This is a genomic window from Candidatus Amarobacter glycogenicus (assembly GCF_016704105.1).
Classification (GTDB): domain Bacteria; phylum Chloroflexota; class Dehalococcoidia; order Tepidiformales; family Tepidiformaceae; genus Amarobacter; species Amarobacter glycogenicus.
This window is the reverse complement of record NZ_JADJAT010000001.1, coordinates 794,709-820,138: the sequence shown is the minus strand read 5'-3', so window position 1 is coordinate 820,138 and position 25,430 is coordinate 794,709. Positions and strand designations below refer to the sequence as shown.

At 64.3% G+C, this 25,430-nt stretch carries 25 protein-coding genes; 10 read left to right on the top strand and 15 right to left on the bottom strand.

Annotation, left to right across the window (positions count from 1 at the left end; all coding sequences use genetic code 11):
* Positions 1 to 5: 5 nt before the first annotated feature.
* From IPG14_RS04150 to IPG14_RS04140, 3 genes are read right to left on the bottom strand one after another with little or no spacing between them, the layout of a single operon-like run.
* A complete protein-coding gene (locus IPG14_RS04150) occupies positions 6 to 332 on the bottom strand; it encodes a hypothetical protein (protein ID WP_343390971.1) in 327 nt (108 codons plus the stop codon).
* Positions 333 to 390: 58 nt separating this feature from the next.
* Positions 391 to 1,923, bottom strand: a complete 1,533-nt coding sequence (locus tag IPG14_RS04145; RefSeq protein WP_343390970.1) for a HAMP domain-containing sensor histidine kinase — start codon at positions 1,921 to 1,923, stop codon at positions 391 to 393.
* Positions 1,920 to 2,642, bottom strand: a complete 723-nt coding sequence (locus IPG14_RS04140; RefSeq protein ID WP_343390969.1) for a response regulator transcription factor — start codon at positions 2,640 to 2,642, stop codon at positions 1,920 to 1,922. The genes IPG14_RS04145 and IPG14_RS04140 overlap by 4 nt, the downstream gene beginning before the upstream one ends.
* A 224-nt stretch (positions 2,643 to 2,866) precedes the next feature.
* On the opposite strand from IPG14_RS04140, the gene IPG14_RS04135 reads away from it, so the two are divergent.
* The 4 genes from IPG14_RS04135 (at position 2,867) to IPG14_RS04120 (ending at position 7,466) form a co-directional block, all read left to right on the top strand.
* The gene (locus IPG14_RS04135) at positions 2,867 to 4,858 is read left to right on the top strand and encodes an HlyD family efflux transporter periplasmic adaptor subunit (protein WP_343388207.1); all 1,992 of its coding nucleotides are present in this window, start codon (positions 2,867 to 2,869) and stop codon (positions 4,856 to 4,858) included.
* Positions 4,855 to 5,544, top strand: a complete 690-nt coding sequence (locus IPG14_RS04130; RefSeq protein WP_343385305.1) for an ABC transporter ATP-binding protein — start codon at positions 4,855 to 4,857, stop codon at positions 5,542 to 5,544. Before IPG14_RS04135 ends, IPG14_RS04130 begins: the two co-directional genes overlap by 4 nt.
* The gene (locus tag IPG14_RS04125) at positions 5,541 to 6,800 is read left to right on the top strand and encodes an ABC transporter permease (RefSeq protein WP_343385304.1); all 1,260 of its coding nucleotides are present in this window, start codon (positions 5,541 to 5,543) and stop codon (positions 6,798 to 6,800) included. Before IPG14_RS04130 ends, IPG14_RS04125 begins: the two co-directional genes overlap by 4 nt.
* A 129-nt stretch (positions 6,801 to 6,929) precedes the next feature.
* Positions 6,930 to 7,466: a thermonuclease family protein gene (locus IPG14_RS04120; protein WP_343388204.1), complete on the top strand. Its 537-nt coding sequence runs from the start codon at positions 6,930 to 6,932 to the stop codon at positions 7,464 to 7,466.
* 3 nt (positions 7,467 to 7,469) lie between these two features.
* Here the strand turns inward: IPG14_RS04120 and IPG14_RS04115 are convergent, their stop codons facing one another.
* Complete coding sequence (locus IPG14_RS04115) at positions 7,470 to 8,045, bottom strand: diguanylate cyclase (protein ID WP_343388203.1); 576 nt, start codon at positions 8,043 to 8,045, stop codon at positions 7,470 to 7,472.
* A gap of 13 nt (positions 8,046 to 8,058) precedes the next feature.
* Entirely contained in the window at positions 8,059 to 9,030 is a 972-nt protein-coding gene (locus IPG14_RS04110; protein ID WP_343390968.1) for a diguanylate cyclase, read from the bottom strand.
* 124 nt (positions 9,031 to 9,154) lie between these two features.
* On the opposite strand from IPG14_RS04110, the gene IPG14_RS04105 reads away from it, so the two are divergent.
* Positions 9,155 to 9,958 carry an inositol monophosphatase family protein gene (locus IPG14_RS04105; protein ID WP_343390967.1) on the top strand — a complete coding sequence of 268 codons (804 nt, stop codon included), beginning with the start codon at positions 9,155 to 9,157 and terminating at the stop codon, positions 9,956 to 9,958.
* Here the strand turns inward: IPG14_RS04105 and IPG14_RS04100 are convergent.
* From IPG14_RS04100 to IPG14_RS04090, 3 genes are read right to left on the bottom strand one after another with little or no spacing between them, the layout of a single operon-like run.
* Positions 9,955 to 10,176 carry a hypothetical protein gene (locus IPG14_RS04100; protein WP_343385299.1) on the bottom strand — a complete coding sequence of 74 codons (222 nt, stop codon included), beginning with the start codon at positions 10,174 to 10,176 and terminating at the stop codon, positions 9,955 to 9,957. The two genes, IPG14_RS04105 and IPG14_RS04100, sit on opposite strands and share 4 nt — an antisense overlap.
* 28 nt (positions 10,177 to 10,204) lie before the next feature.
* On the bottom strand, positions 10,205 to 11,470 hold the full coding sequence (locus IPG14_RS04095; RefSeq protein ID WP_343390966.1) for an MFS transporter: 1,266 nt from the start codon (positions 11,468 to 11,470) through the stop codon (positions 10,205 to 10,207).
* A gap of 57 nt (positions 11,471 to 11,527) precedes the next feature.
* Positions 11,528 to 12,784, bottom strand: coding sequence for a Glu/Leu/Phe/Val dehydrogenase dimerization domain-containing protein (locus IPG14_RS04090; protein WP_343385297.1), 1,257 nt, complete (start codon positions 12,782 to 12,784; stop codon positions 11,528 to 11,530).
* An 86-nt stretch (positions 12,785 to 12,870) separates the two neighbouring features.
* Between IPG14_RS04090 and IPG14_RS04085 the strand changes: the two genes are divergently transcribed.
* Both IPG14_RS04085 and IPG14_RS04080 read left to right on the top strand, forming a co-directional pair.
* The gene (locus IPG14_RS04085; RefSeq protein WP_343388198.1) at positions 12,871 to 13,830 is read left to right on the top strand and encodes a D-glycerate dehydrogenase; all 960 of its coding nucleotides are present in this window, start codon (positions 12,871 to 12,873) and stop codon (positions 13,828 to 13,830) included.
* A gap of 143 nt (positions 13,831 to 13,973) precedes the next feature.
* Positions 13,974 to 14,615: a phosphoribosyltransferase gene (locus IPG14_RS04080; RefSeq protein ID WP_343385295.1), complete on the top strand. Its 642-nt coding sequence runs from the start codon at positions 13,974 to 13,976 to the stop codon at positions 14,613 to 14,615.
* A gap of 5 nt (positions 14,616 to 14,620) precedes the next feature.
* Here IPG14_RS04080 and IPG14_RS04075 read toward each other — a convergent pair whose 3' ends face one another.
* The 7 genes from IPG14_RS04075 to ligA all read right to left on the bottom strand — a co-directional run bounded on the left by IPG14_RS04075 (position 14,621) and on the right by ligA (position 23,082).
* On the bottom strand, positions 14,621 to 15,247 hold the full coding sequence (locus IPG14_RS04075) for an SGNH/GDSL hydrolase family protein (RefSeq protein ID WP_343390965.1): 627 nt from the start codon (positions 15,245 to 15,247) through the stop codon (positions 14,621 to 14,623).
* A 61-nt stretch (positions 15,248 to 15,308) separates the two neighbouring features.
* Positions 15,309 to 16,475, bottom strand: a complete 1,167-nt coding sequence (gene rodA / locus IPG14_RS04070; protein WP_343385293.1) for a rod shape-determining protein RodA — start codon at positions 16,473 to 16,475, stop codon at positions 15,309 to 15,311.
* A complete protein-coding gene (mrdA, locus tag IPG14_RS04065; protein WP_343390964.1) occupies positions 16,472 to 18,415 on the bottom strand; it encodes a penicillin-binding protein 2 in 1,944 nt (647 codons plus the stop codon). The genes rodA and mrdA overlap by 4 nt, the downstream gene beginning before the upstream one ends.
* Positions 18,412 to 18,936: a hypothetical protein gene (locus IPG14_RS04060; protein ID WP_343385291.1), complete on the bottom strand. Its 525-nt coding sequence runs from the start codon at positions 18,934 to 18,936 to the stop codon at positions 18,412 to 18,414. The genes mrdA and IPG14_RS04060 overlap by 4 nt, the downstream gene beginning before the upstream one ends.
* Positions 18,937 to 18,955: 19 nt before the next feature.
* A complete protein-coding gene (gene mreC, locus IPG14_RS04055) occupies positions 18,956 to 19,783 on the bottom strand; it encodes a rod shape-determining protein MreC (protein ID WP_343390963.1) in 828 nt (275 codons plus the stop codon).
* 27 nt (positions 19,784 to 19,810) lie between these two features.
* Entirely contained in the window at positions 19,811 to 20,872 is a 1,062-nt protein-coding gene (locus IPG14_RS04050; protein WP_343385289.1) for a rod shape-determining protein, read from the bottom strand.
* A 125-nt stretch (positions 20,873 to 20,997) separates the two neighbouring features.
* The gene (ligA, locus tag IPG14_RS04045) at positions 20,998 to 23,082 is read right to left on the bottom strand and encodes an NAD-dependent DNA ligase LigA (protein ID WP_343390962.1); all 2,085 of its coding nucleotides are present in this window, start codon (positions 23,080 to 23,082) and stop codon (positions 20,998 to 21,000) included.
* Between the two features lie 94 nt (positions 23,083 to 23,176).
* On the opposite strand from ligA, the gene hisH reads away from it, so the two are divergent.
* The 3 genes from hisH (at position 23,177) to hisF (ending at position 25,416) form a co-directional block, all read left to right on the top strand.
* Complete coding sequence (gene hisH, locus IPG14_RS04040; RefSeq protein WP_343385287.1) at positions 23,177 to 23,842, top strand: imidazole glycerol phosphate synthase subunit HisH; 666 nt, start codon at positions 23,177 to 23,179, stop codon at positions 23,840 to 23,842.
* Positions 23,839 to 24,567: a 1-(5-phosphoribosyl)-5-[(5-phosphoribosylamino)methylideneamino]imidazole-4-carboxamide isomerase gene (hisA, locus tag IPG14_RS04035; protein ID WP_343385286.1), complete on the top strand. Its 729-nt coding sequence runs from the start codon at positions 23,839 to 23,841 to the stop codon at positions 24,565 to 24,567. The genes hisH and hisA overlap by 4 nt, the downstream gene beginning before the upstream one ends.
* A gap of 72 nt (positions 24,568 to 24,639) precedes the next feature.
* A complete protein-coding gene (gene hisF, locus IPG14_RS04030; protein ID WP_343385285.1) occupies positions 24,640 to 25,416 on the top strand; it encodes an imidazole glycerol phosphate synthase subunit HisF in 777 nt (258 codons plus the stop codon).
* The last annotated feature ends 14 nt before the right edge of the window (positions 25,417 to 25,430 follow it).

Sequence of the window (25,430 nt, the reverse complement as noted above, 5' to 3'; positions counted from 1 at the left end):
GTTCTTCAAATTGATTCGGCTCGCATCCCCCCTCGAATCTCCGCGCCGGGTGGACGTCGAATGACCACGGCGAAGAACGCCCGAAGAAAGGCCGCCACACGCGCCCGCGCGACCAAACCCCGCCCCCGGGCTGTGAAACGGCGAAGCCCTGCCCGGCCCGCCGTGAAACGCTCCCGCACGAAGACGGTTCGCCGCCGGGCGACAACTCGCTCTCGGGCTACGACGAAGCGAGCCCGCAACCGCCAAACGATAGCGTTGCCCGGCGGCGTGACGATCAACATCGCGAAGACAGGCTTCAGCGTCACGTCGACGAAGGGGCCGGTTCGAGGCACCTGGGACTCCCGGACCGGCCTCGCAGTTCGCTAATGTGGGACTGCTGGGGCGTCGGCGTCATCCGGCCGCCGGCAGTCTAACGGCGAACGCCGCCCCTTGCGGTTCTGCCGCTTCGACCGAGACGGAGCCATCGTGGGCTTCGACGATCGCTTTAACGATGGCCAGCCCCAGCCCGGATCCACCGCGGTCTCGTCCTCTCCCGGCGGACGCCCGGTAGAACGGCTCGAACACGTGGCCGCGGTCCCGGTCTTTGATCCCGGGACCGGCGTCGCGAACTTCGATGACGGCTGCCGCACCGTCCAGGCGGAGCGAGACGTCAACTTCAGTCTCCGTCGGGGTATGTGTCAGCGCGTTCGTAACCAGGTTGTTGACGACCTGGTAGAGCCTGTTGGAATCCCCGGTGACGACCACCGGTCCCGGCGCGGCGAACCGGATCAACCGTTCGGGCTGGCGATGACGGGCGTCTTCCACGACGTCGCCGGCGATTGCCGTGATATCCACACACTCACGTTCGAGCGGGCGGTCGCCGTCCAGCCTCGCGAGCAGGAGCAGGTCCTCCACGATGTGGCTCATGCGTTCGGACTGCTGGGTGATGCGGTTCATTACCTTCTCGAGGTCTTCGGGACGTGCTTGCGCACCGCGTCCGAAGAGCTCGGCGTAGCCGCGGATCGATGTAAGCGGCGTCCGCAATTCGTGCGAGGCGTCTGCGAGGAAGCGCCGAAGCTGCTCCTCGGACCGTTCCCTGCGGCGAAAGGCCTCCTCCAGGTCTTCGAGCATCTCGTTCATCGCGGTGCCCAGTCGGCCAATTTCCGTGCGAGGATTCCCGACTGCCATCCGCTGGGACATGTCTCCCGCTGCCACATTCGCGGCTGTCACCGCGAATTCATCCAGCGGCCGCAACCCAAGCCGGACCAGCCAGAACGCGAGGCCTGCGAGCAGCAGGAGCACGCCCGCGGTCACTCCGGCGCCGATCAGCTGCAGCTGGTCCATAGTCGTGTCGAACTCGGTCATCGGGACTGCGACCAGCAATACTGCCTCACCATCGGCGGCAGTCGTCACACTGACGCGGAAGTGCTCGTTCGAATCGACGGCGTCCACCGTCAGGATCCCGCCGTTCGCGAGCGATTCGACATCCTGGGGGAGCGCCGGGATGGGGTAGGTCTCATCGAAGCCGAACGATGTCGCCCGCGGCGCCGCTTCCGCGAACCGGACCTCCGCGTATGTGCCGGGGGGAAGGCTCGCAGTGAAGTTCTGGGGGGCCCCTCTTGGCTGTCCGCCCCCTCGCTCCCCGCGCGCTTCTGGTGTGCCATCTGTCGTCGGCGCTGTCGACCCGGGATCGCTATCGGCAGGGGCGAGCCCCTCCGGCGCGGATGGCCCGGTGTCCAAAGGTGGCGCAGGGGCGAAGAATCGGTCTCCAACCAGCAGTCTGCCGATGGCCGGCCCCCTGGCGGCGGCAACCTGTTCATCCACGCGCTTGAGCATGAACGAGCGGACCGAGTAATACGTCGCGACCTCGGACACCCCGAGGCCGACCGCTACGACCGCGATGAGGCCGACCATCAGGCGCGTTCGAAGGGAGAAGCGCGTCATTCCCTTGCCAGTCTCAGCGAGTAGCCGAAGCCCCGCACCGTGTGGATGAGGGGAGATTCGCCAGTATCGACCTTGCGCCGCAAGTAGCTCACGTAGGTTTCGACGATTCGCGCGTCGCCGTTGAAGTCATAGTTCCAAACGTGGTCGATGATTTGCTCCTTGGAGAGCACGCGCCGGGCGTTGAGGAGCAGGTACCTCAGGAGTTTGAATTCGGTCGGAGTCAGGTCGATGATGCGGTCCCCCCGGCGGACCTCCATCGTCTCGGTGTCCATTTCCAGGTTTGCGAATCGAAGGTCGTCGCCCTCGCCCTGGCGTTGTCCGCGCCGCAGCGCGACTCGTACCCGCGCGACCAGTTCGGCCAGGCTGAAGGGCTTGCAGATATAGTCGTCCGCGCCCAGGGTCAGCCCGTGGACCCGGTCTTCTGTGGTGTCCCGGGCCGTCAGGAACAGTACCGGCACCCGCAGGCCTTCGGCCGTCATTCGCCTGATGACTTCGAACCCATCGATATCCGGAAGCATGACGTCGAGGACAACAACGTCCGGCCGGTACGTCCGGATGCGGGCGAGCGCATCCCTCCCGGCCTCGGCCGTGGCAACATCGAAGCCTTCATACCTCAGCGCCGTGGCCACCAGGTCGGTAATCGGTTCTTCGTCGTCAACTACGAGCACCCGGGCAGCCGGTTCTCCGTGCCGGCCGCCACCTTCGGAAATCGATGCCAATGATCATCCCCCTGTCGGGACAGGCTCGTTCCAGTTTGACCCGATTCTGTTGGACTTTCCTTAGAAGTCCCTGAGAAACGGCTGGGAGGAGCGTTCTTTCCGGTCGGCCGGAACCAAACCCGCGAGATTCTCCCGGTGAATTCTCAGCATGCTCTCAGCATCCGCCTGTGCAATACGGCGTGGAGAGATGGCCCGGAGGCCGTCCGAGCCGCACGGAGGATCCTGTGACCGAATTCTCGTCGCCGCTTAGTGGCGACTTCGACGAAGAAGGCTCTTGGCTGCGCCGCAAGCTCGGACTCTTGGCCGGTCTGGTCATCCTGGCAGGGGCGGTTGCCGGCGGCTACTGGTACTTCTTCCTGCGTGGCGAGGCCCAGGTCGCCCAGGTCACGGAGCAGCAGACTTCGACTGCCGCACTCGGCACACTGACGACGACGCTCAGCACGACCGGCACGGCGGCTTCGACGCTGACGTCGAAGCTGACATTCTCCACGTCGGCGAAGGTCACCTCCATCACCGCAAAATTGGGTGAAAGGGTCGAGGCCGGTCAGGTGCTCGCGACTCTGGATTCGACCGACCTTCAGCGCAAGCTCGAGTCGGCCCAGATCTCACTCTCGTCGGCCCAGTTGAAGCTCGGGGATCTTCTGGAACCTGCGACAGTCAGCGAACTGGCGACGGCCCAGGCATCTATTGCGACCGCCATGGTGCAGTTGGCGAACGCCGAAGAGAACCTGCGGAAGGCCCAGCCTGGGGCCGACGCCGACGCAATCGTCAGCGCCGACGCAGCCGTCGCCACGGCTGAACAGAGCCTGACCAGTGCGAAGAACCAGGTACAGAGCGCCTGGATCTCGCTCATTTCGGCGCAGCGCGGCTACTGCAGCACCGACAACCGGCTGGTCGAAGCCTGCTACCAGACCGACCTTCCGCTGACGCAATTCAAGATCGACTCGCTCGTGGCCGAGATTCGGACTCCCGCGACCGCTGCCGTCGGTTCAGCTGCCAGTTCGTTTGTTTCGGCGAACAACAGCTACAACAACTCGCTGGTAAGCGTGACCAATGCTGAGAAGTCGCTTGCTACGGCCACCGACAAGCGCGCGGCCCTCGACCAACCGAAGTCGGCACTCGAACAGCAACAGCTTCAGTCGTCAGTCACCTCGGCGAACGCATCGGTCCTCGCGGCACAACAGAAGTACGAAGACCTGGTGAAAGGTGCTGACGCCATCACCGTCGCGCAGCAGCAAGATGCCGTGAGGTCGGCCCAACTCGCTTACGATACGGCCAAGTCCGCGGTTGATGCGGTCGTCCTCAAGGCGCCGTTCTCGGGCACGATCACCGCCGTTGGCATCGCCGTGGGCGACAACGTGTCAGGCTCGACGGCCGCATTCACAATCACCAACACCGACGCAATGCGTATCGACATCTCCGTCCAGGAAGCGGACTTCGTCGGCCTCGCCGCAGGGCAGTACGGTACGGCAACTTTCGATGCGCTCAGTGGGTACACCTACGTGGTCCGGATCACGGCCGTAAACCCAACGCCGACGACCACGCAGGGCGTCGTCAGCTACCAGGTCCAGGCCGAGATCCTTTCGTCCGCACAGCTCAGCGACCCGGCAACCCAGCAGGGTGCATCCCAGGCGCTCGCACGCCTGACCGGGATCACGCGAGGGGCGCGAACCGGGACTGGTGGCGCCCCCGGAGCCGCCAGTGGCACGCCCGGTGCGGCGGGGCCGAATGCGAATCGGACTCCAGGGGCCGGTGGCGCTGGCCCCCAGCGCACTCCCGGCGTTACTGGCAGTGGCCCGACAGGACAGCAAGGCGCGGGCCAGGGTGGGGCGAGCGGGATCTTGCAGGCTCTCCTCACTGCACCCCTTCCGACGCCTGGCATGAACGCCAGTGTCACGATCCTCAAAAGCATCTCCGAAAACGTCCTCCTCATTCCGAGCACAGCTATTCGCAGCGTCGGTACCGCGAAGTCCGTCACGGTGAAGAAGGAGGACGGCACCACTGAAGCACGGGTCATCCAGACCGGGGCGACTGACGGTACCAACACCATCGTCACCTCCGGCCTCACGGAAGGCGAAGTCGTGGTCGTCGGGACAACCACCGCCGCGACATCAACCACGGCGGTGCAGACCAACCCTCAGCAGGGCGGGTTCCAGGGCGGACCTCCTGGTGCAACTGGTGGTGGGGGCACCGGCGCCACCGGCGGTGTGAGGTGATCCGGTTGGAGAACTTAAGCCGTCACTATCGGACGGGCACCGAGGTCGTCGCCGCGCTCGATGGGGTAGACCTCGAGATCCAGCGCGGCGAATTCATCGCCATCATGGGGGCCTCGGGCTCCGGCAAGAGCACCATGATGAACGTCCTTGGCTGCCTCGATCGCCCCACGGGTGGCAAGTACTACTTCGAGGGTCACGACGTCGGCAAGATGGATGACGACAGCCGCACCCGATTGAGGGCCGGCGTCTTCGGGTTCGTTTTCCAGCAGTACAACCTGCTCCCCCGGATGAACGCCATCGAACAGGTGGAGCTTCCGCTGGTCTACCGGAAGGTAAAGAACCGCCGTGTCCGGGCAAAGCAGGCACTCGTCGCGGTGGGACTCGGTGACCGGATGAAACACAAGCCCACCGAGATGTCGGGCGGTCAGCAACAGCGCGTTGCCATCGCCCGGACCCTCGTTGTCAACCCGAGAGTCATCCTCGCTGATGAGCCGACCGGTGCGCTTGATACCCGCACGGGTGAAGAGGTCATGGGAATCCTTGCAAGCCTCGTGCGCGAACACGGCATCACGGTCATTCTCGTCACCCACGAACAGTCTGTCGCCGACCATGCTGAACGCGTGGTGCGGATGCGTGACGGCAAGATCGTTGAAGACACGCGCCGCCCGGTATGGGCCGTCTCGTGAGCATCTTCGATGCTCTCCGCGTCGCCTTCCGGGCCATCGCCGCGAACGGGCTGCGAAGCCTCCTCACGACCCTGGGCATGGTGATTGGCGTCGGCTCCGTGATCGTGCTTATCGCCGTTGGCCAGGGAGCGCAGAAGGGAGTCCAGGATCAGATCCGTGGCCTCGGCCAGGACCTCATCTTCATCCAGCCGGCTGCCACCGGCGGGAGCGCCAACGGCGGCGCCCGAGGCGCCGCGGGAGGCGGCCAGACGCTGACCAAGGCCGATGCCGATGCGCTCGCTGAGTCGGGCATCGTCGGCCTGAAGGGAGTCGCGCCACAGATCAGCGCCATCGCCCAGGTCATCACATCCGGGGGCAATCAGCAGGTCACCGTGATCGGCACCACTCCAGGATATCCGGACGTCCGAGGCATCGAGGTAGCCGAAGGGACGTTCGTCACCGACGCCGATGTCACGAAGAAAACGTTGAACATCGTCCTCGGCTCGGAGATCGCGGCCACGCTGTTCCCGGATGGAAGCGCCGTTGGTCAGAAGCTCCGTATCTCGGTCGGCCCGACGAACCTGAACTTCACGGTCATCGGTGTGATGCAGGAAAAAGGCGGTTCCGGCGATGGCGCCGCGGACGCGTACGTGTACATCCCTGTCTCGACCATCCAGGCGCGTATCGGCTTCAACCGCAACGCCTCCGGGCAGGTCAGCGTCAACCAAATCAACCTCCAGGCCCAGCCGAACGCGAACCAGGACCGGCTCATTGCCGATGTCACGGCCTTCCTCATCCAGCGTCACGAGGTGACCACGGCCGACTTTACGGTGAAGAGCCAGGAGGACCTCCTCGGCGCTTCCACCCAGGTGAGCCGCACGCTCTCCATCCTCCTTGGGAGCATTGCCGGCATTTCGCTCGTCGTCGGCGGCATCGGAGTGATGAACATCATGCTCGTGAGCGTCACTGAGCGGACTCGTGAGATTGGGCTTCGCCGGGCGGTTGGCGCGCGGGCGAAAGACATCGTCACCCAGTTCGTCACCGAGGCGCTCGCGCTCTGCATCGGAGGTGGATTGCTGGGCATTGCCATCGGTGTGGGCATCGCCATGGGCATCGACGGCCGCACGATTGCCGACCAGGACATGACGACCGTGATCCAGCCCTGGAGCATCTTCGTTGCATTCGGTGTTGCCGCTGGCATCGGCGCCCTCAGCGGGAGTTACCCGGCATTCCGGGCGAGCCGGCTGGACCCCATACAGGCACTGCGCACAGAGTGAGGGCGTTGTCACCGGCCCGGCACCGAGGCCGCTGGAAATGTTCTCCGGAACGGCCCAGCCCTCTTTGAGGCGAATCCCTGGCCGTTCGGCGTATCGAGGCCCGGGCTGTTCAGTGCTATGTTCGGCGGCGTGAGAACCCCCGCGTTCTTCATCGTCGCGGCTTGCGCGGGTGTGCTCGTTGGATGTGGCGATGGCGCCAACGGCCCGCAGGCGGGGCCGGGGAACTCGCCCACGACGGGCGTTCCACCGGAAGTCGTTTGCCAGTGGGCGAAGGTCGCCCATGTCGTCGATGGCGACACGATCAGAGTCGACTTCGAGATCGGCGCCGCGGATGTCCCTGTCCGCTACATCGGCATCGACACCCCGGAAACCGTGGCTCCGGGCCAGGCGGTGCAGCCATTCGGTCCGGAGGCGACGGCGCGAAATACCCGTCTGGTCAGTGGGAAGCGAATCTGCCTCGAGCGGGACATATCGGAGCAAGACCAGTACCGGCGGCTCCTGCGCTACGTCTGGCTGGAAGACGGCCGCCTGGTGAACCAGGTACTCCTCGAGGAGGGTCTTGCCGTCGTCGACACGTTCCCGCCCGACGTGAAGTACGTTGAGCGCTTCACCGCGGCACAGGCCGTGGCTCGAGGCTCCCAACGGGGCATCTGGTCTCCCCGGTAAGGTTCAGGCGACGAACGGCTTGTTCAGGCCCTCGCCGCGGTACCAGTCCTGGGCGGCTTCGTACCCGCGGTACGTTGCCGCGAGCGAACCCTGCGCGGCCCCGACGTATGCGCCGACCGAGTCGAATGCAGGCTCCCACTCGGCAACGCCGGCCCACGCCCGGGCAAAGAGCCCGGTGCCGTCCTGCCGACGGGCGTAAGGATTCGATCCGATGCCCGTCCGCACCCGTTCGGTGAATTGTTTGGCACCTTCGCCCCGAGCCTCCACCAGGAGAACCGCGAACGACTGCGGCGCAACTCGCGCCACGATGTCCGACGAGCGCGCCGCCTTGCGCAACACGTTTGCGACAAACTTCGCGGGCGACGGGATGGGGCCGCCGGCCGAGCGCTCCGCCACTCCGACTTCGAAGATCGCCAGCGCACTGCTCGATCCGTAGCGCAGGCCGCGCGCGATCTCTTTCTGGATCGCGTCCTCAAAGCGAGCCGCGCCAACCAGCCCGGTCTCCGGATCGACTTCCGGTTCGTCGATGATGTGCTCGGCGTCGGTGGTCGATTCCTGCGTCTTGCGTTTTCCGAACATCGTCCTGTTTCCCCTAGGCCACAAACGGCCCGTTCGACTCCTCGTGCATTCGAAGCACGGAGATCATCGGCCTGACCGTCTTGTGGTCGCTCAACTGCTGGTCCGCGGCGGCGAAGAGCTCACCGGGTTCGCAACTGACGCCGCTGGCGACGCCGAGCGTGAGCGTGACCGGCACCTGGTCGAGCCACTCGCTGGAATTGAGACGTTCGATTTCCTGGGCGATCCGCCGGGCGATGAGTCGTCCGAGCGCCAGGTCGCCATCCGGGATGATGATACCGAAGTCGTCGCCGCCGATCCGGGCCGCCGTGTCCGCCCCGCGGATGCAGCGCGCTATGCCGAGTGCCGCCCTTCGAATCATGTCGTCGCCGATATCGTGTCCGTGAACCTCATTGACGATGCGGGTCCCGCAAATGTCGACCATCACGAGCGTCACCGGGCGTCGTTCCTCTCGTGCCTTCTGGCACGCCTCGCGCAGCCGTTCATCGAAAGCGTGGCGGTTGTAAAGCCCGGTCAGGTGGTCCGTTCGGGCCTCTCGCTCAAGCCACCGCACCATCGTATCGCGGCGGCGCAGGCTCCGGTTTTCGTCGTAGGCGCCTTCGATCCGGAGGATCAGTTGCCCGCCCTCTTCGAGGTGCGACTTGCTGATGAAGTCGTGCGCTCCCAGCTTCAATGCCGGCAGTGCATCGCGCTCGTTTTCGTCACTGGTAAGGAGCACGACCGCCACGTCGTTCCGGCGCTCCCGCAGGTGCCTCGCGAGGTCGCTGCCCTGGCTCGTCCAGATCCCCGAGTCTACGAGTGCGACGTCGAACAGACCGCCGTCGAGCAGGGTGCGCGCTTCGTCCACGGTGCGCGCAGCATGCGTCACGAAGTCGCCGCCCGCAGCCAGGTGTTCACGCACGCGCCGCACATCATCGAGGTCTGAATCGATGATCAGAATACGCAAGACGCGCTTGCGTTCGGCGATTGCGGCGGCCTTCGATGCCATAAGTCGCTAGTACTCCGCCTTCAGTATCGGCAACCACTCCGCATAACTGGAGACCTCGCGGCGAAAAAAGTGGTTCCCCGGAATATCCATCTCTCATTGGCGGGTGTTGGCCTACCCTCGGGTGGTGGCACTCCTCCAACCTGACAACGTAAGCAACCTGTTGCGGGAAGCCGCGGAGACAGAGGTCCTCCCACGCTTTCGCAACCTGTCCGAAGGCGAGGTGCGCGAAAAGTCGCCAGGGGAACTCGTCACGGCCGCGGACGAAGCCATGGAGCGCCGGCTCGCCGATGGGCTGGTCGCGCTCCTTCCCGGCTCCGTCGTCGTGGGGGAGGAGGCTTCTTCTGCTAATCCTTCTCTGCTCGATTTGCTCAGCGGAGAGGCTCCAGTCTGGGTGGTCGACCCGCTCGATGGCACCGCGAACTTCGCGGCTGGCTCGCCCGTCTTTGGGACGATGGTGTGCCTGGTCCGCCAGGGGACGACTGTTGCTGCCTGGATCTATCTGCCGGTCGCAGGTGGCTGTCTGGTCGCGGAACGGGGCTCTGGCGCCTGGCTCGATGGCACGCACGTTGAAGCTGGGCCGGCGGCAAGGCCGCTCCGGGTCTCGCTCAACACGAAATTCTTTCCGCCGCTCCACAAGGAGCACATCGAGGCGACGAGGCCCCTGTTCGATATTCGTCCGAGTTCACATTGCGCGGCGATGACCTACACGCAGCTCGCCAGGGGAGAACTCGACGTCGCTCTCTACTACCGGCTCATGCCCTGGGACCATGCGCCAGGCGTCCTGGTGTACCAGGAAGCAGGAGGGTCTGCCGCCCTTCTCAACGGTGCACCGTATTCAGCTCTGGTTCACAGCGGTGGGTTGCTTCTCGCTCCGGACGTCGAAACCTGGCAGCGCCTGGCCGCGCTGTTTCGAGCGCCCGCACTCTAGCCGAACAGTGGCCCGCCGGGGTCGAGTACGCTGCCATCCAGCGCGATGACCGCCGGTCGCTCCTCGCAATAGCCCGCGTTCTCGCACTTATCGAAGGTGAAGGCGGCGCGTTGCTTGTCGAAGTGAATCGACCAGGTGCCGCGCACCGGACTCGAGGAACCGCCCTCGTTCTGGGCGGTGAGGATAGCGATGAGCGCTGCGATTTCTTCTCGTCCCATGGCTGAGGGCAGTTCCCCTGGCTGGAGTTCAGTCGCCGCCGGCGAGCGTCGGCAAAGGCGCCGGCCGGCTCGCAAACCTGCGGTTCAAGGATACATGAATCATGATCGCCGCGGTCGTCACCAGGATGACCAGCAGCGCCAGTACGAAGATCGTCTCCCGTTCGCCGAAGCGGTCGGCGGCGAGGCCGATGGGGAATCCCACGAGCCCGTTCATCCCCCAAGCCATCATCGTCAACGACATCACTCGGCCGTAATACGCTTGGTCGGCGTACTGCATGATGAGCGAGTTGTTCAGCAACTGGAACGCGCTCGAACCGGCCCCCGCGATGAACATCATCACCATCGCCTGCCAGAACGTGGCGGAGAGTGCGGTGACCCCCAGCGATACACCGAGCACGAGCGCCCCGCCGAACATCATCCGCCACGCGTTCGGGCCGTTTGCCTTGCTCGCGACCCCGAGCGTCACCACGAGCCCGGAGAGCGCCCCGGCGAAGAACAGCAGACCCATATCTTTGGCGTCGCGACCGAGCTCGTTCTCCAACAATCCCGGCAGGACAACCTGGTAGGAGAAGCCAAACATGATCACGCCCATGAAGAGCGGCACCAGCAACGCGAGCCTTGGCCTGCTGGCGATGTGGCTGAGTCCGAGCCGCAGGTCGCCGAGGATCGACTTGCCGCCCGCCGGGCGTGGTTTCGTCCCGGGCAACTGGGTCAGCGTGAAGATCACATACCCGAACATCCCGCTCATGAAGAGGTATGCCCCACCTGTGCCGATCACCGCTACCGCCACGAGTGCCGCGGTCAGGAGCGGACCGATGACGCGCGTCAGCGTCATTCCCACCTGCTGCATGGCGATGGCGTTGCCCATCTCGTCACCGCTCACGAGCTCCCCGATCCACGCTTGCCGGGCAGGTCCGATAAATGAGAAGACCGCCCCCATCACGAATGTCGAGGAGGCCAGAGTCAAGATCGTGATGGCGTCGGTCACCACCAGAATTCCGACGACCAGGAAGTTCAGGCCAATGATCGTTTGGCCGATGAGAACGAGCTTTCGCTTGGAGACGCGGTCAGCGATGACGCCCCCGAACGGCGAGATGACGATGGTGGCGAGGCCCTGGCCCAGGGCAACCATCCCCACCGCACCGTTCTTGCCGGTCAGGTCGAAAGCCACGATCGACTGGACGATGCTCGACATCATGAACGCGAGGAAGGCCACCGTGGTGCCCATCCAAAGCGTGCGGTAGCGAGGATTGCGCAGGGACTGGAACGTGTCCTGGAACCAGTTCGAGATCATTCCGGACGATCCTAATCGGATGACGCACCATTCACCAATCCAACCGGCTGCGTCGAACTAAACGAACCCGCGAAGCAGGATCGCTTTCGCCACGCGCTCGACAGAGATGTCAAAGGCCGCCTGCCGCGGACTGGTCCCGTCCCGTGCCGAACGCCCCATCAGTTCGTGGAACGTCGCGACCATCCGCTTCTCAAGTTCCGTGATCACTGTCTCCAGCGGCCAACGGAACTGCTGGATGTTCTGCGTCCATTCGAAGTACGAGACGGTCACACCGCCCGCGTTCACCAGCACGTCTGGCAGTACCGGGATCTTGCGCTTCGCCAGCACTTCGTCCCCACTGGGCGTCACGGGGTGGTTTGCCGCCTCGACGACTACCCGAGCCCGGATGTTCGCGGCGTTCTCGCCGGTGATCACCTCGCCCAACGCCGCCGGGACAAGGTAGTCGCATGGAATCTCTAGCAGTTGTTCGTTCGTCACCGGTTCCGCCGGTTCGAAGCCGGTCACGCTACCCGCTACGCTGAACCACCGGTCGAGGGCGGCGATATCCAGACCTTCCATGTTGCAGATGCCGCCCTTGATGTCGCTCACGGCGACCACGGTGAACCCCATCTCGGAAGCCAGGCGAGCCGTCCATGAACCAACGTTTCCGTAACCCTGGACGACCACCTTCAGGTCCCGGGGGTTCGCCTTTTCGATCGCGGCATACTCGCGCATGCAAACGGCCACCCCCCGCCCGGTCGCCTGGTCCCTGCCGTGGCTGCCCCCGAGTTCCACCGGTTTACCGGTGACGATGCCGGGTGTGTAGCCATACTTCTGGCCGTAGGCGTCCATCATCCATGCCATTGTTTGGGCATTGGTGCCCATGTCGGGCGCTGGTATGTCCCGGCTGATCCCGAGGATCATCCCGATGTGCTGCGTGTAGGAGCGTGTCAGGCGGTTCAGTTCGGTTTCGCTCATGTGCAGGGGGTCACACATCACCCCGCCCTTGGCCCCTCCGAAGGGGAGATCCATGAGCGCACACTTGTAGGTCATCAGCATGGCCAGCGCCCGAACCTCGTCGAGGTCCGCCTTCGGATGGAACCGCACGCCGCCCTTGTATGGACCGCGCGCGCCGTTGTGTTGCACGCGGTAGCCCTCGAAGATCTGGAGCCGCTTGCTCTCCATCCGCACCGGTATCTGTGCTCGCACTTCCCGCCAGGACGTCCTCAGGAGGTCCACCACCTCAGGGCTCGTCCGCAGCCGTCCCGCTGCCTCGTAAACCGACTGAAGGACGGATTCGGAAGGAGAAACGTGCGGCGCGACGGGTGTGGTCATTCGGAAAATCGCTCCAGTCCGGGTGCTGCGATCACCTTACACCGGCCACTGGAACGTTCGAGCCACCACGATGAGACTGTGCGGCCATGGGACAGGTCTTCATCACCAGGGTTATTCCCGGAACCGCCGTTGAGACGCTGCGTGAGGCGGGACACGAAGTCGAGGTCTGGCCCGAAGCTGGCCCTCCCCCTCCGGATGTGCTGGCTGCCAGGCTCGCGGCCGCGGATGCCGCGATGACCATGGTCGTCGACCGGGTGACACCTTCGATGCTTGATACGGCCCCGCGCCTTAAGGTCCTCGCCAACATGGCCGTGGGATACGACAACATCGACCCGGCCGAAGCCGCGAAGCGAGGCGTTCGCGTCACGAACACTCCGGGAGTCCTCGCGGAGACGACAGCCGACATGGCTTTCGCTCTGTTGATGGCGGCAGCCCGAAACGTCGTCGCCAGCGATCGCGATACCCGTGCCGGCGGTTGGACCACCTGGTCGCCGACAGGCTTTCTCGGCCAGGATGTTTTCGGAGCGACGCTTGGGATCGTCGGGCTGGGCGAAATCGGCGAGGCGATGGCGCGGCGAGCGCTGGGATTCCGGATGCGTGTCGTTTACACCAGCCGGACGCGAAAGCCCGAAGCCGAGGCGCGCTTCGGCTGCCGGTTCGTGGAAATCGGTGAGTTGTTGGCACAGAGCGACTTCGTCTCGCTCCACGTGCCGCTCAACGGCTCGACTCGTGGGATGATCGGCGCCCGGGAACTCCGGCTCATGAAGACGTCGGCGATCCTTGTGAATACCGCGCGCGGCCAGGTCGTCGATCAGGGTGCGCTCATCGCGGCGCTCCGCGACGGGGTCATTGGGGGTGCTGCCCTGGATGTCACCGATCCGGAACCGCTCCCGCTCGAAGACCCGCTCTACACGTTCTCGAACGTCATCATCACCCCGCACATCGCCAGCGCCAGCCTGGCGACACGTGCGAAAATGGCAGAGATGGCTGCCGCCAATATCATCGCGGTGCTCGCGGGACAAGCGCCGATCAACCCGGTGAACTGAGTTACCAGTGAATCTCCGCCGGATCTCGGGCGCCGCGCCCCTTTCTGCGGGGGAAACTTGACACATAACGCGGTAGACAAGAAAAAGGTTCAGACGATCCGCGCTTCTTCACGCGCTCGCGTCCGAAAGTCCCGGGGTATCACTTGACCAAGTCATCAAAACCGGCCGGCAACCTCTGGCTTGCCGAAGAACTCTGGAAGCTCGACGCCATCGGCTTCGGCGATTTCACTCTCGGGCGCACTGCCGTCCACTCACCCATCTACGTCAACCTGCGCCGCCTCATCAGCAACCCGAGGGCACTCGCCCGCTGCGCGAAGATCATCAAGGAAGAACTTGAAGCGCTGATGTCGATGCGGAACCCGCACGTCCAGCCTTTCACGCTCGTCGCCGGTGTCCCATTCGGCGGCCTCCACGTCGCTACGGCCTTCTCGCTCGGCGTGAACACCCCGATGATCTACATCCATCCGCCAGCGACCGACAAGGCCGATGTCATTGAAGGCATCTACGTGCGCGGGCAGAGCTGCCTCATCATCGATGACCTCATCACCGGCGGCGGGAGCATCCTCCAGACGGCCGCGACCCTGAGCGAGGCTGGCCTCGTCGTCCGCGATGCCGTAACACTGATCGATCGCCAGGAAGGCGGACGCCAGGCACTCAAGAACGCCGGAATCAACCTCGTGGCGATCTTGACCCTCGAACAGATCGCGAATTACCTCATGTCGGCCGGTCACATCCAGGAGGACCAGTACCGGCGCACCGTGGAGTACATCGCCGCCCGGGGGTGATGCCCCTAACCCGTTGTCATCGCCGCTTTCGCTTCGGGAAGCACGAGCTCGGCCCAGCGGGCATACATCGCTGCTGAGGGATGGAGCCCGTCTCCGGCGATCAGTTCGGGTTCGGAGAATGCCCGTCTGGAAGCCTGCGTCACATCTACGTACCGCGCGTCCACCCGGGCAGCCTCATCACGGTTCACCTCATTGAAGGAGTCGATGTCCCGTGCGATCCCGGCTCGTTCGCGCCCTTCCGCGAAGGGCGTGACGCCCCAATCCGGGATCGAAAGCACGACGACATTTCGCGCGGCGCCACCCGCCAGGTCGACTGCTGTCACGAGCAGCTCACGCAGCTCCGCGCGGTATTCATCGATTGGGCGGCCGCGGTACTGGTTGTTCACGCCGATCAGCAGGGAGACCAGGGCGAACGGCCCTCTCGGTCCCGCAAGCCTGATGCCTTGCGCGAGTTCGCCGGTCGTCCATCCGGTCGAGGCGATGATTTCAGTGCTCGCCAACGCAAAACCCTCGCGACCTAGCAGCCGGGCCAGCTGTGCCGGCCACCGATCTGTCTCGCCAACGGCCTCTCCGATCGTGTACGAGTCGCCGAGAGCGAGGAACCGCCGGCCGAGGACCGCCAAAACGTCCATGTTTGTGCAGCATAGTCCGGTCCGCCCAGTTGGCCGACCGGGGAGGACGCCGCCCTGGCACCTACGTCTGCCGGTAGGCTCGATGCCGCATCACGATGCTTTGCAAGATGCCAAGTGAGATGAAGATGCTCACCAGTGACGAACCGCCCTGGCTGATGAACGGCAGGGGGATCCCCGTGACCGGAAAGATGCTCACATTCACCGCGATGTTGATGAAGGTCTGCATCAGAATCAACATAACTATTCCCACCGCGACGAGCTGGCCCGCAGTGTCACCCGCGATTTGCGCGGCGCGCACGCCCCGCATCAGCAAGAGGATGAACAGCCCCATCACCACCATGCATCCGACGAACCCAAACTCCTCGCTCAGCAGGCTGAAAATGAAGTCCTTGGTCGCAACTTTCAGGTAGCCGAGCTGAGTCTGGTCTCCATTGGTGAACCCCTTGCCGAACAGCTGGCCGGACCCGACGGCGATCTTCGACTGGTTCACATTGTATCCGTCGCCGAGGGGATCCTCTTCGGAGTCCACAAGGACGGCAACGCGGTCCACCTGGTACTCCGCGATCGCAAACGTCCAGAGGAACGGCAAGATCGCGAGGAAGATCGCAGCCATCACCAGGAGGTGGCTCCGGTTCGCCCCGGCGACTACCACAATCCCGATCCAGATGGCGAAGAACACGATGCTGGTGCCCAGGTCCGGCTGGATGAAGACCAGCGCGGAGACCGGGGCCACGATCACCAGGGAAATGAGGAGCGTCCGGACGTCCTTGGCGTCGCCGCCGTGCTCGCTGAAGTAGCGCGCGAGGGCGAGGATCGTCGCAAGCTTGGCGAACTCCGAGGGCTGGATCTGCACCGGTCCGAGGTCGAACCAGCGCGTCGACCCGTAGGCTGACTGTCCGATCACGAGGATCGCGACGAGAGAGACGATGCTGAGGCCATACAGCGCCCATGCGTAGTGGGTCAGGTAGTGATAGTCGATTTTGGACACGATGAGCATCGCGGCGATCCCCGCGCAGGCGAACACCACTTGCTTGAACACCGGGCTGGAGAAGCTGGCCAGGGGGCCGTTGTACAGCGAGAGTGAACCGCTGTAGATGAGCACCAGCCCGATGGCCACCAGGGCCAGGGCGGCCAAAGCCATCACGTAGTCAAAGCGGTCCCATCCGCGCCAAACGCTCGCAGTCGAACGCGTGTTGCCCCCGTACCCGCCGTACGTGACGCTGCTCATCGGGCCACGTTCTCGAAGTAGTACTGGAGGATCTTCGCCGCTACCGGGGCGGCATGTGTGCCGCCGGTGCCGATGTCGAAGTACACCGTCACGACGACTTCCGGCTTGTCATACGGCGCGAAGCCCGTGAACCACGCGTGTTGAGTCCACTTGTCTGACTTCGGATCGTAGAACTCCGCGGTGCCGGTCTTCCCCGCGACGCTGGCGTTGGGGATTTGCGCCAAAGCACCGGCGCCGTATGCGACGGAGCCGAGCATACCCTCACGGATTACCCGAACCGTGGACTGCGCAAGTCCGACATCCTGGAACTCCGGTTCGATCTTCCGGACGACCTCCCCGTCGGGTGAAATAACCTCAGTGACGATGTGCGGGGTCACGAGCTTGCCGCCGTTGGCGATGGCCGCGGTCATCCGCGCTACCTGGAGCGGGGTCGCCAGGACGTCGCCTTGCCCGATGGCCGTGTTGTAGTTGTCACCCAGGAGCCACTCGCGGTCGCCTGCGTTGTATCCGGGGCCGACGTACGTGCGTTTCTTCCACGCCGGATCCGGAATGCGACCCGGGTCTTCTCCATAGAGGTCGATCCCGGTCGTCTTGCCGAAGCCGAATCTCCGCGCCCAGGCCGCCAGGATCGCACCGGACTCCTCGATATCGTCGCCCAGGCCGCGTGTTGTCGTCAGGTCGCCGCCGGCAGTGAGGAACATGAAGACGTTGGACGACCATGCGAGCGCTGTGCGGACGTCCATCACCATGTTGTGGCAGCGCCAGTCCTTGTACTTGTAGAGCTCGTTGTTCACGCCCTTCACTTCGAGCTCGCAGCCCACGTAGCGGCTGGTCGCCGGTGTGATGCTGCCCTCTTCGAGTCCGGCGGCCGAGGTCACAATTTTGAACGTCGATCCGGGAGCCGCCGAACTCAAGGCCTTGTTCGTGAGGGCATAGGTAGCCGAGTCATTGGCCAGCGCCCGGAGTTCTTCCGAGCGGATCTTGCTCTCCGCCCAGATGTTGTTGTCGTAGGTCGGTATCGAGACGAGGGCGAGGACTTCTCCCGTGTTCGGGTCCATCACCACGGCGGCCGCCACTTGCGATGTCCCCCAGTCCGAGGTCGGCAGGGTGTCTTCCAGCAACTCCGCTGTGTACCGCTGCAGGCCGGCGTCGATGGCCAGTTTGAGGCTGTTCCCCGGCACCGGGTCTTTTGATTGCAGGGCGCTGATCTGGTGCCCGTAAGCGTCCTGCTCTACCGCGCTATAGCCGACCGTGCCTCGTAAGTCCGACTCGTACCGCGCCTCGATCCCGTCCTTGCCTATGGGTTCGTTGAACTCATAACCCTGGCCTTCGAGCTTCGCCGCGTCCTCGGCAAACTGCGGGCCGATGTAGCCCAGGATGTGGCTGAACTCCTCCCCGGCGATGTATTGGCGTCCGGGTGTTATCGCCAGCGAACCGCCGGGCATTCCCGATGCCACTTCGTCGAGTTCTAGCGCTTGCTGTTTGGTCAGGTTGTCAGCCGCCTTGATTGCGATGTAACCCTGCCCGGCCTTCTCGGCGTCGTCTACCCGGCTCTGGATTTCGAGCGCCGAAGTCCCGGTGATCTGTTCGAGCTTCAAGTAGATCCGGTAGCGCATCTCCTTCCAGTTCTCGAACTGCGTGTCGTTCGGGAGGGCTTCCGGAAGAATGCTCGCCGAGTAGACGCCGACGTTCTGGACCAGCGCTTCGCCGTTCCGGTCGGTGATGAGCCCGCGCGTCGGGAGGATGTTCTTCTGGTTGATGTGGTTCTGTTCCGAGCGTTTCGCGTAGCTCGCACCGTCGACGATCTGCATCTGGCCGAGGCGGATGGCGAGAATCAGAAAGAGTGCCAGCACCGCGAGCCGCAGCATCCCCAGGTTGCCGTGGGGCCGGTTCCGGCTTGTCCCGCCGGGGCTTCGGAGGCCTTCATCGAGGATACTCATAGGCTGGAGTAATAGCCGCCGCGCGAAAGCGACATGCTCTGACCACTCCATCCTAGGAGACGAAGCGGGAGGTAAACCATGCTCAGTAAAGCAAGGTCAAGGAAGAGCCCCGGCAGGACCACGCCGAAGAGGACGAATCCCACGTTCGCTGATGCTCCTCCGACGACTGCTCCCAGCACCAGGAGCAAGCGGGCCCAGGCGCCGGTCGCGACCAGCGCCAGCGCGGTCCGCCCGAAATGATTCAACGGTACGCGCGTCTCCTCCAGGTACAGGCCAAGCGGAAGGAGCGGCAGGTAGGCAAGGACGAGCAGGCCAGGTTCCCGGTTGGCAAGAAACCCATAGGCCAATGCTGCAACCGGAATGCACACCATCGCACGTCGGGGCGTTCCGAACGCGGCAACCAGCACCAGAGCGAGCAGCACGAAGTCAAAGGTAATGTTCCACACCGGGAAGAGAGGGGCCACGGTTACTTGCCACACGGCGGCGAATACCGTCCCGGCGACGGCGATGATCGCCTTCACCCTGTGCTCCGCGGAGGCATCAGTCCTCCAGCCCCAACGACTCCGGGATGAAGTCGGTGCGGACGAGGACGTTCTCGGCAGTGCCGATGCGGACCCCAGGCTCGACCGTGACTTTCTTGTAGAGGTCCTGGCTTGTGCCCGAAACCGAAGCGACGCGCCCGATCGGAAGTCCGCGCGGGAAGCCGCCGCCGAGACCGGCGGTGACGACCTGGTCCCCGACCTGGATCTCCCCCTGGGCAAGGTCGAACGAGAGCCCCCGGTTCGGTGTGCCTTTCACACTCCCGTCCGCTCCTGTCCCCAGGACCTCGGCGCTGACGGTGCTCTGCGTGTCCGTAATGAGCCGCACGAACGAGTTCGTGGCCGTGACCTTCGTGACCTTGCCCAGGAGTGTTCCCTTCGTCGAGACGACCACCATCCCGACCTGGATCTGGTCACCGCTACCCCGGTTGATGGTGACGACATCGGTAAACGGCGAAGCGTCCCGGTGGACGATGTCCGCAGCGACGTACTTCACGGACTGGTCGCCCTGGGTCAAGTTCAAGGCGTCGCGCAGTCCCTTGATGTCTTCCGCGTTCTGCTGCAGTTCGCCCACCTGGTTGCGGAGGGCTTCGTTCTCGAGCCGGAGCCGGTTGTTTTCGTCGCGGAGGTTGCCGGCCTCCCCGGCGCCGGAAAGCAGCGAGGCCACGGGCCGGAACACGCCGTTGAGGACGCTCTCCACCGGCGATGTGATGCGCAGGAATACACCCTGGAACGGGTTGAGCACGCCCACCTGGCCGGCCAGCGCAAGAAACAGCGCGAGGCCGATCATCGAGGCTACCCACCATTGATACCGTTGGAAGATCAGCATGTGATCACCGCGGGGCGCCCCCCGATGCTAGCGGCCCGGCCGGCGCGAGGCCAGTTGTGACTGCACTTTGTTCAGCAGTTCCGTTTCTTCGAGCACTTCTCCCGCGCCCCGCACGACGCAGAGGAGCGGGTCTTCAGCGACGTACACCGGGAAGCGGGTCTCCTGGCTCAGCCGCCGGTCCAGCCCCCGAAGCATTGCACCGCCTCCGGCCAGCGCGATTCCGTGCGCCATCAGGTCACTGACCAGTTCCGGCGGAGTCACTTCGATCGACGACCGGACCGCTTCGACTATGGCACTGATCGAACCGGCCAAAGCATCCCGGATCTCGACTGTGCTCACCTCGACGGCCTTCGGCAGTCCCGTGGCGAGGTCGCGGCCACGGATGTCGATGGTCTCTTCCGGGTCCAGGGGCGCGGCCGACCCGGCGAGTTTCTTGATCTCCTCGGCAGTGCGCTCACCAATGAGGAGGTTATGGACCTGGCGCGCGTACGCGATGATGTCCTGGTCCATCTCGTCCCCGGCTACGCGGATGGAAGTGCTGACGACCATGCCGCCGAGCGAGATGACGGCCACCTCCGTTGTCCCACCACCGATGTCGACGATCATGCAGCCGGCGGCCTCCATCACGGGCAGGCCTGCACCAATTGCCGCCGCCATCGGTTCTTCGATGAGAAAACAACTGCGCGCGCCGGCGTTCAGCGCGGCATCGTGGACGGCCCGTTTCTCAACTTCCGTCACACCGCTGGGTATGCCGACAACGACTCGTGGCTGCGCGAGGAAACTCCGGTCGTGGACGGCGCGAATGAAGTAGCTCAGCATCTTCTCGGTCACTTCGAAGTCTGAAATTACCCCGTCCCGGAGCGGCCGGACCGCGATGATGTTCGCTGGCGTGCGCCCCACCATGCGCTTCGCCTCCGCGCCGATGGCGAGGATCTTCTTGGTGGTCCTATCGATGGCAACAACCGAAGGCTCGTCGATCACGATCCCGCGCCCTTTAACCATCACGAGGGTGTTCGCGGTGCCAAGGTCAATCGCGATGTCGTGCGAAAGAAAGCCAAACAGGCCGTGAAGCGGATTGAGAAACGCCAAGGGCGGAAACCTGCCGTCGTCAAAGCCGCCCGCGTTGCCGCCGGCAGCATCCCAAGTATACGCGCCATAACCGCGGGCGGCGAATCTGCCTCACTTTGTGGTTGGAGTTTGTACGGGACCTTTTCCTAAGCGCCTGAGGCAGGTTCAAGCCCGCCCGCGCCGCCCTCGATGAGGCGGAGGAATTCATCCTCGGTGACCAGCCGCGTCCCGAGCTTCTCGGCCTTTTCGGCCTTCGATCCGGCGTCGGCGCCGACGACCAGGTAACTGGTTCCCCGCGTGACTGACGAGCCAACTTTGCCGCCAAGCTCACGAATCCGATCTTCGGCGTCGTTCCGAGACATCGTGTCGAGCCGCCCCGTGATAACGATCGTCAAGCCCTCAAGCAACCCGCCGCGCGCCATCGTGCGCTCTTGTGCGGGGTTCACCCCATGCGCAACGAGCCGCCGGACGAGGTCCTGGTTCTGGGTTCGCTCAGCCCAGGCGACGATGCTGGCGGCTACGACCGGGCCAATCCCCTCGATCTCCTGGAGAGCTTCCTCCGTGACCTGGAGGATGCCTTCCAATGTACCGATGTGATCGGCGACCAGCCTTGCGGTTTCCCAGCCGACGTGTCGGATCCCGAGTGCCAGCAGCACGTTGACGAGCGGGCGCCCCTTGCTCGCCTCGATGCCACGCAGCAGATTGTCGGCGCCCTTCTCCTTGATCCCGGGCAGCGTCATCAGCTTCTCGGCGGTCAGGTCGTAGATCTCGGCGACATCCCGCACGAGCCCGCTCTGGAAGAGCGAGTACGCCATCCGTTCCCCGAGCCCTTCGATGTCCATTGCGCCTCGGCTGGCGAAGTGCTCGATCATGCGAATGGCTTGCGCCGGACAAACCGGATTTGGGCAGTACACAGCTGCCTCCGCGGGGTCGCGGGATACCGCTGTACGGCAAGACGGGCACTCCTCCGGCATCGCGAATTCGTGCTCGCCTCCAGTCCGCAGGCTGAGGACCGGGCCGACGACTTGCGGTATGACCTCGCCCGCCCGTTGAACGATCACGGTGTCGCCTTCGCGGATGTCTTTGCGACGGATGTCACCTTCGTTGTGGAGCGTCGCCATCGAAATAGTCGCCCCGCTGATGACTACCGGTTCCAGCACCGCGAATGGCGTGAGCACACCCGTCCTTCCGACATTCACGGCAATCTGACGCAGCTTCGTCGTCCGCTGCTGTGGCGGAAATTTGAACGCCGTGGCCCATCGGGGCTCCCGGCCGACGTAACCGAGCCGGTCCCAATCCCGCGTCGCGTCGATTTTCAGCACAACGCCATCGATGTCGTAGTCCAGCCGTTCGCGTTCCCGTTCCCACCAGGCGATCCGCTCGTGGGTTTCAGGCAGGTTCGCATGAAGCCGCGTTTCCGGATTCACGTTGAAGCCCATCGCTCTGAGCCATTCGAGCGTTTCGTGGTGGCTCTCAGGGCGCGTGCCCTCGCACCATCCGAGCTGGTAGATGAACATCGCCAGCGGCCGCGAAGCTGTCACGGACGGGTCCTTCTGGCGCACCGACCCTGCCGCGGCGTTGCGCGGGTTAGCGTAAAGGGGGAGCGGTTTGCGCCCGGCGCGCTCGCGCTCCAGGTTCTCCTCGCTGATGGCCAGGTTCATGCGTTCGAATCCGCTCTTCGGCATATACACCTCTCCCCGGACCTCGAACTGCGGAGGGAAAGTGCCAGCCAGTGACTTCGGAATCGTGCCGAGCGACCGCAGATTTTCGGTCACATTCTCTCCGTTGCGGCCGTCTCCCCGGGTGGCCCCCTGCACGAAGCGACCCCGCTCGTAAACGAGCGAGATGGCGAGACCATCGATCTTCGGCTCGGTCGTCAGCGCGAAGCTGTCGTTCTCCAGCCGTTCCGAGGCCCGGCGGTGCCATGCTGCCAGTTCGTCTTCACTGAAGCAGTTCGAAAGTGAGAGCAATGGCACCCTGTGCTCGACGGTCTCGAACGTCGTCAGTGGAGCGGCCCCCGTCCGCTGGGTCGGTGAATCCGGGGTGATGAGTTCCGGGTACTGCCGCTCGATCGCACGCAGCTCGCTCATAAATCCGTCGTAAACGGCGTCCGGCACTTCCGGGGTGTCGAGTTGGTAGTACAGCCGGTTGTGGTAGTTGATGATCGAGCGAAGCTCCTCGCTTCGCAGGCGGGCTTCGTACTGGGTCTCCGGTGCGGCGACTTCGGGCATGGCCCGAAAGTATACCTGTGGCGCCCGAGCTTCCGACTCTTCGACGCTTCACCGCCGGATCGACAACCAACAACCGGCAATCGACAATTCAACGATGAATACTGGTCCTGTCGTTGTCGTGGACTACGACGCAGGCAACCTGCGCAGCGTTGCCCGTGCGCTCACGCACGTCGGCGCCGATCCGGTCGTCAGCGCGGACCCGGATGACATCCTTAACGCCGGCGCTGTCGTCCTGCCCGGTGTCGGCGCCGCCGCGGACACGATGTTCAAGCTCGGCGAGCGTCGCCTTGTCGAGCCGATCAAGGAATACCTCGCCGCGAACCGGCCGTTCCTTGGCGTTTGCATGGGCCTCCACGCGCTTCTGCTTCGTTCCGAGGAAGGCGGTGGCCAGGACTGCCTCGGTGTGCTCGATGGCGATGCCCGCCTGTTTCCGGCCGGGGCTGGCCTCAAAGTGCCGCACATGGGCTGGAACACGGTCGAGTGGCTCCGCGAGCATCCGATCACCGAAGGGGTGCCGAACGGGAGTTATTTCTACTTCGTCCACAGCTACTACCCACATAGCGACGCACCGGGCCTCGCGCTTGGTGAGACGGAATACGGAGTCGTCTTCCCGAGCGTGCTCGCCAGTGGCTACGTGGTGGCCACGCAGTTCCATCCGGAGAAATCCGGGCGCGACGGCTTGCGGATCTACAGGAATTTCGTCGACTGGGCACGAAGCGGTGAGTCCGTCCCACTTCCCTCAGCTACGCTCGTTTCATGACCTTCGAAGTCATTCCCGCCATCGATCTGCGCGGAGGCCGTTGCGTCCGATTGCTCCAGGGCGACTACGCCCGGGAGACCTCCTACTCCGATGACCCGGTCAGCGTCGCCCGCCGTTGGGCGAGCCAGGGAGCGCCCCGTATCCATGTGGTCGATCTCGACGGGGCGAAAGCCGGCGCGCCGTCCCAATCAGAAGTGATGGCTGCGATTTGCACAGCCGTGGCGGTGCCCGTCGAGGTGTCGGGCGGCATGCGCCGAATCGATCACGTCGAAGCCGCTCTCGCCTATGGCGCCACGCGCGTGCAGCTAGGGAGCGCGGCCGTGAAAGACCCGGTCCTCGTTCGCAGGGCTACCGAGCGCTTCCCTGGTGCGATCGTCGTTTCCATCGATGCGCGTGAGGGACTGGTCCAGACAGACGGCTGGCTCAGTTCGAGCACTGTACGTGCGGTCGACCTCGCGAGGGAAATGGCCGCAGCCGGCGTCCCGCGCATCATGTTCACCGACATCGGCCGGGACGGGATGCTGACCGAGCCGAACTACGCCGCCTATGAGGAACTGGTGGCGGCACTCGGGTGCCCGGTCGTTGCCTCCGGCGGGGTCTCAAAGGTGAGCCACCTGGTCCGCCTCGCCGCCATCGGGTGCGAGGGCTCAATCGTTGGCAAGGCCCTCTACGAAGGCTCTTTCACCCTCGGTGAAGCGCTCGACGCAGTAGTAGCTACCGCGTAGCCACGGGAACGCTCCACGGGCGTCCCCCGGAGCGGTTCGACAATCGCCAGCCCCTCACTCGACAATCGAGGTGTGCTTACCCGCCGGATCATTCCATGTTTCGATGTCGACAATGGCCGAGTCGTGAAGGGAGTTTCCTTCGTCGAACTGCGCGACGCCGGTGACCCGGTCGAGCTTGCGCGGCTCTATGAGCGGGAAGGCGCCGATGAACTCGTTTTCCTCGACATCACAGCCTCTTCCGACAACCGCTCGACAACGTATGACATGGTCGAGCGGACGGCGGACCAGGTGTTCATCCCCTTCACTGTGGGCGGTGGTATCCGTTCGGTCGTGGACATGAAGGTGATGCTTGAGCTGGGCGCCGAGAAAGTCAGCATCAACACCTCCGCAATCCAGCAGCCCGACCTCATCAACGAGGGAGCCTACCGGTTCGGGAGCCAGGCCGTGGTCGTCGCAATCGATGCCCGGCGGGTGCCTGGCGAGCAGGGAAAGTGGGAAGTGTACACGCACGGGGGGCGGAATCCCGCCGGTCTCGATGCGGTGGAATGGGCCGTGGAGGCCACCGGGCGGGGTGCCGGCGAGTTACTCGTAACGAGCATGGACACGGACGGCCACCTGAAGGGTTACGACAACGCCATGCTTCGCGCGATCAGCGAGGCCGTGCAGGTGCCCGTGATCGCTTCCGGCGGTGCGGGTGGCCCGGAGCACATGGTTGAAGCGCTCACCGAAGGCAAGGCTGACGCGGTCCTCGCTGCCAGCATTTTCCACTTTGGGACTTACTCTATCCGCGAAGTGAAGGAGTACCTGGCTGCGGCCGGCCTCCCCGTCCGCCCCGTCCAACGAGACTGAACACACGTGAAACG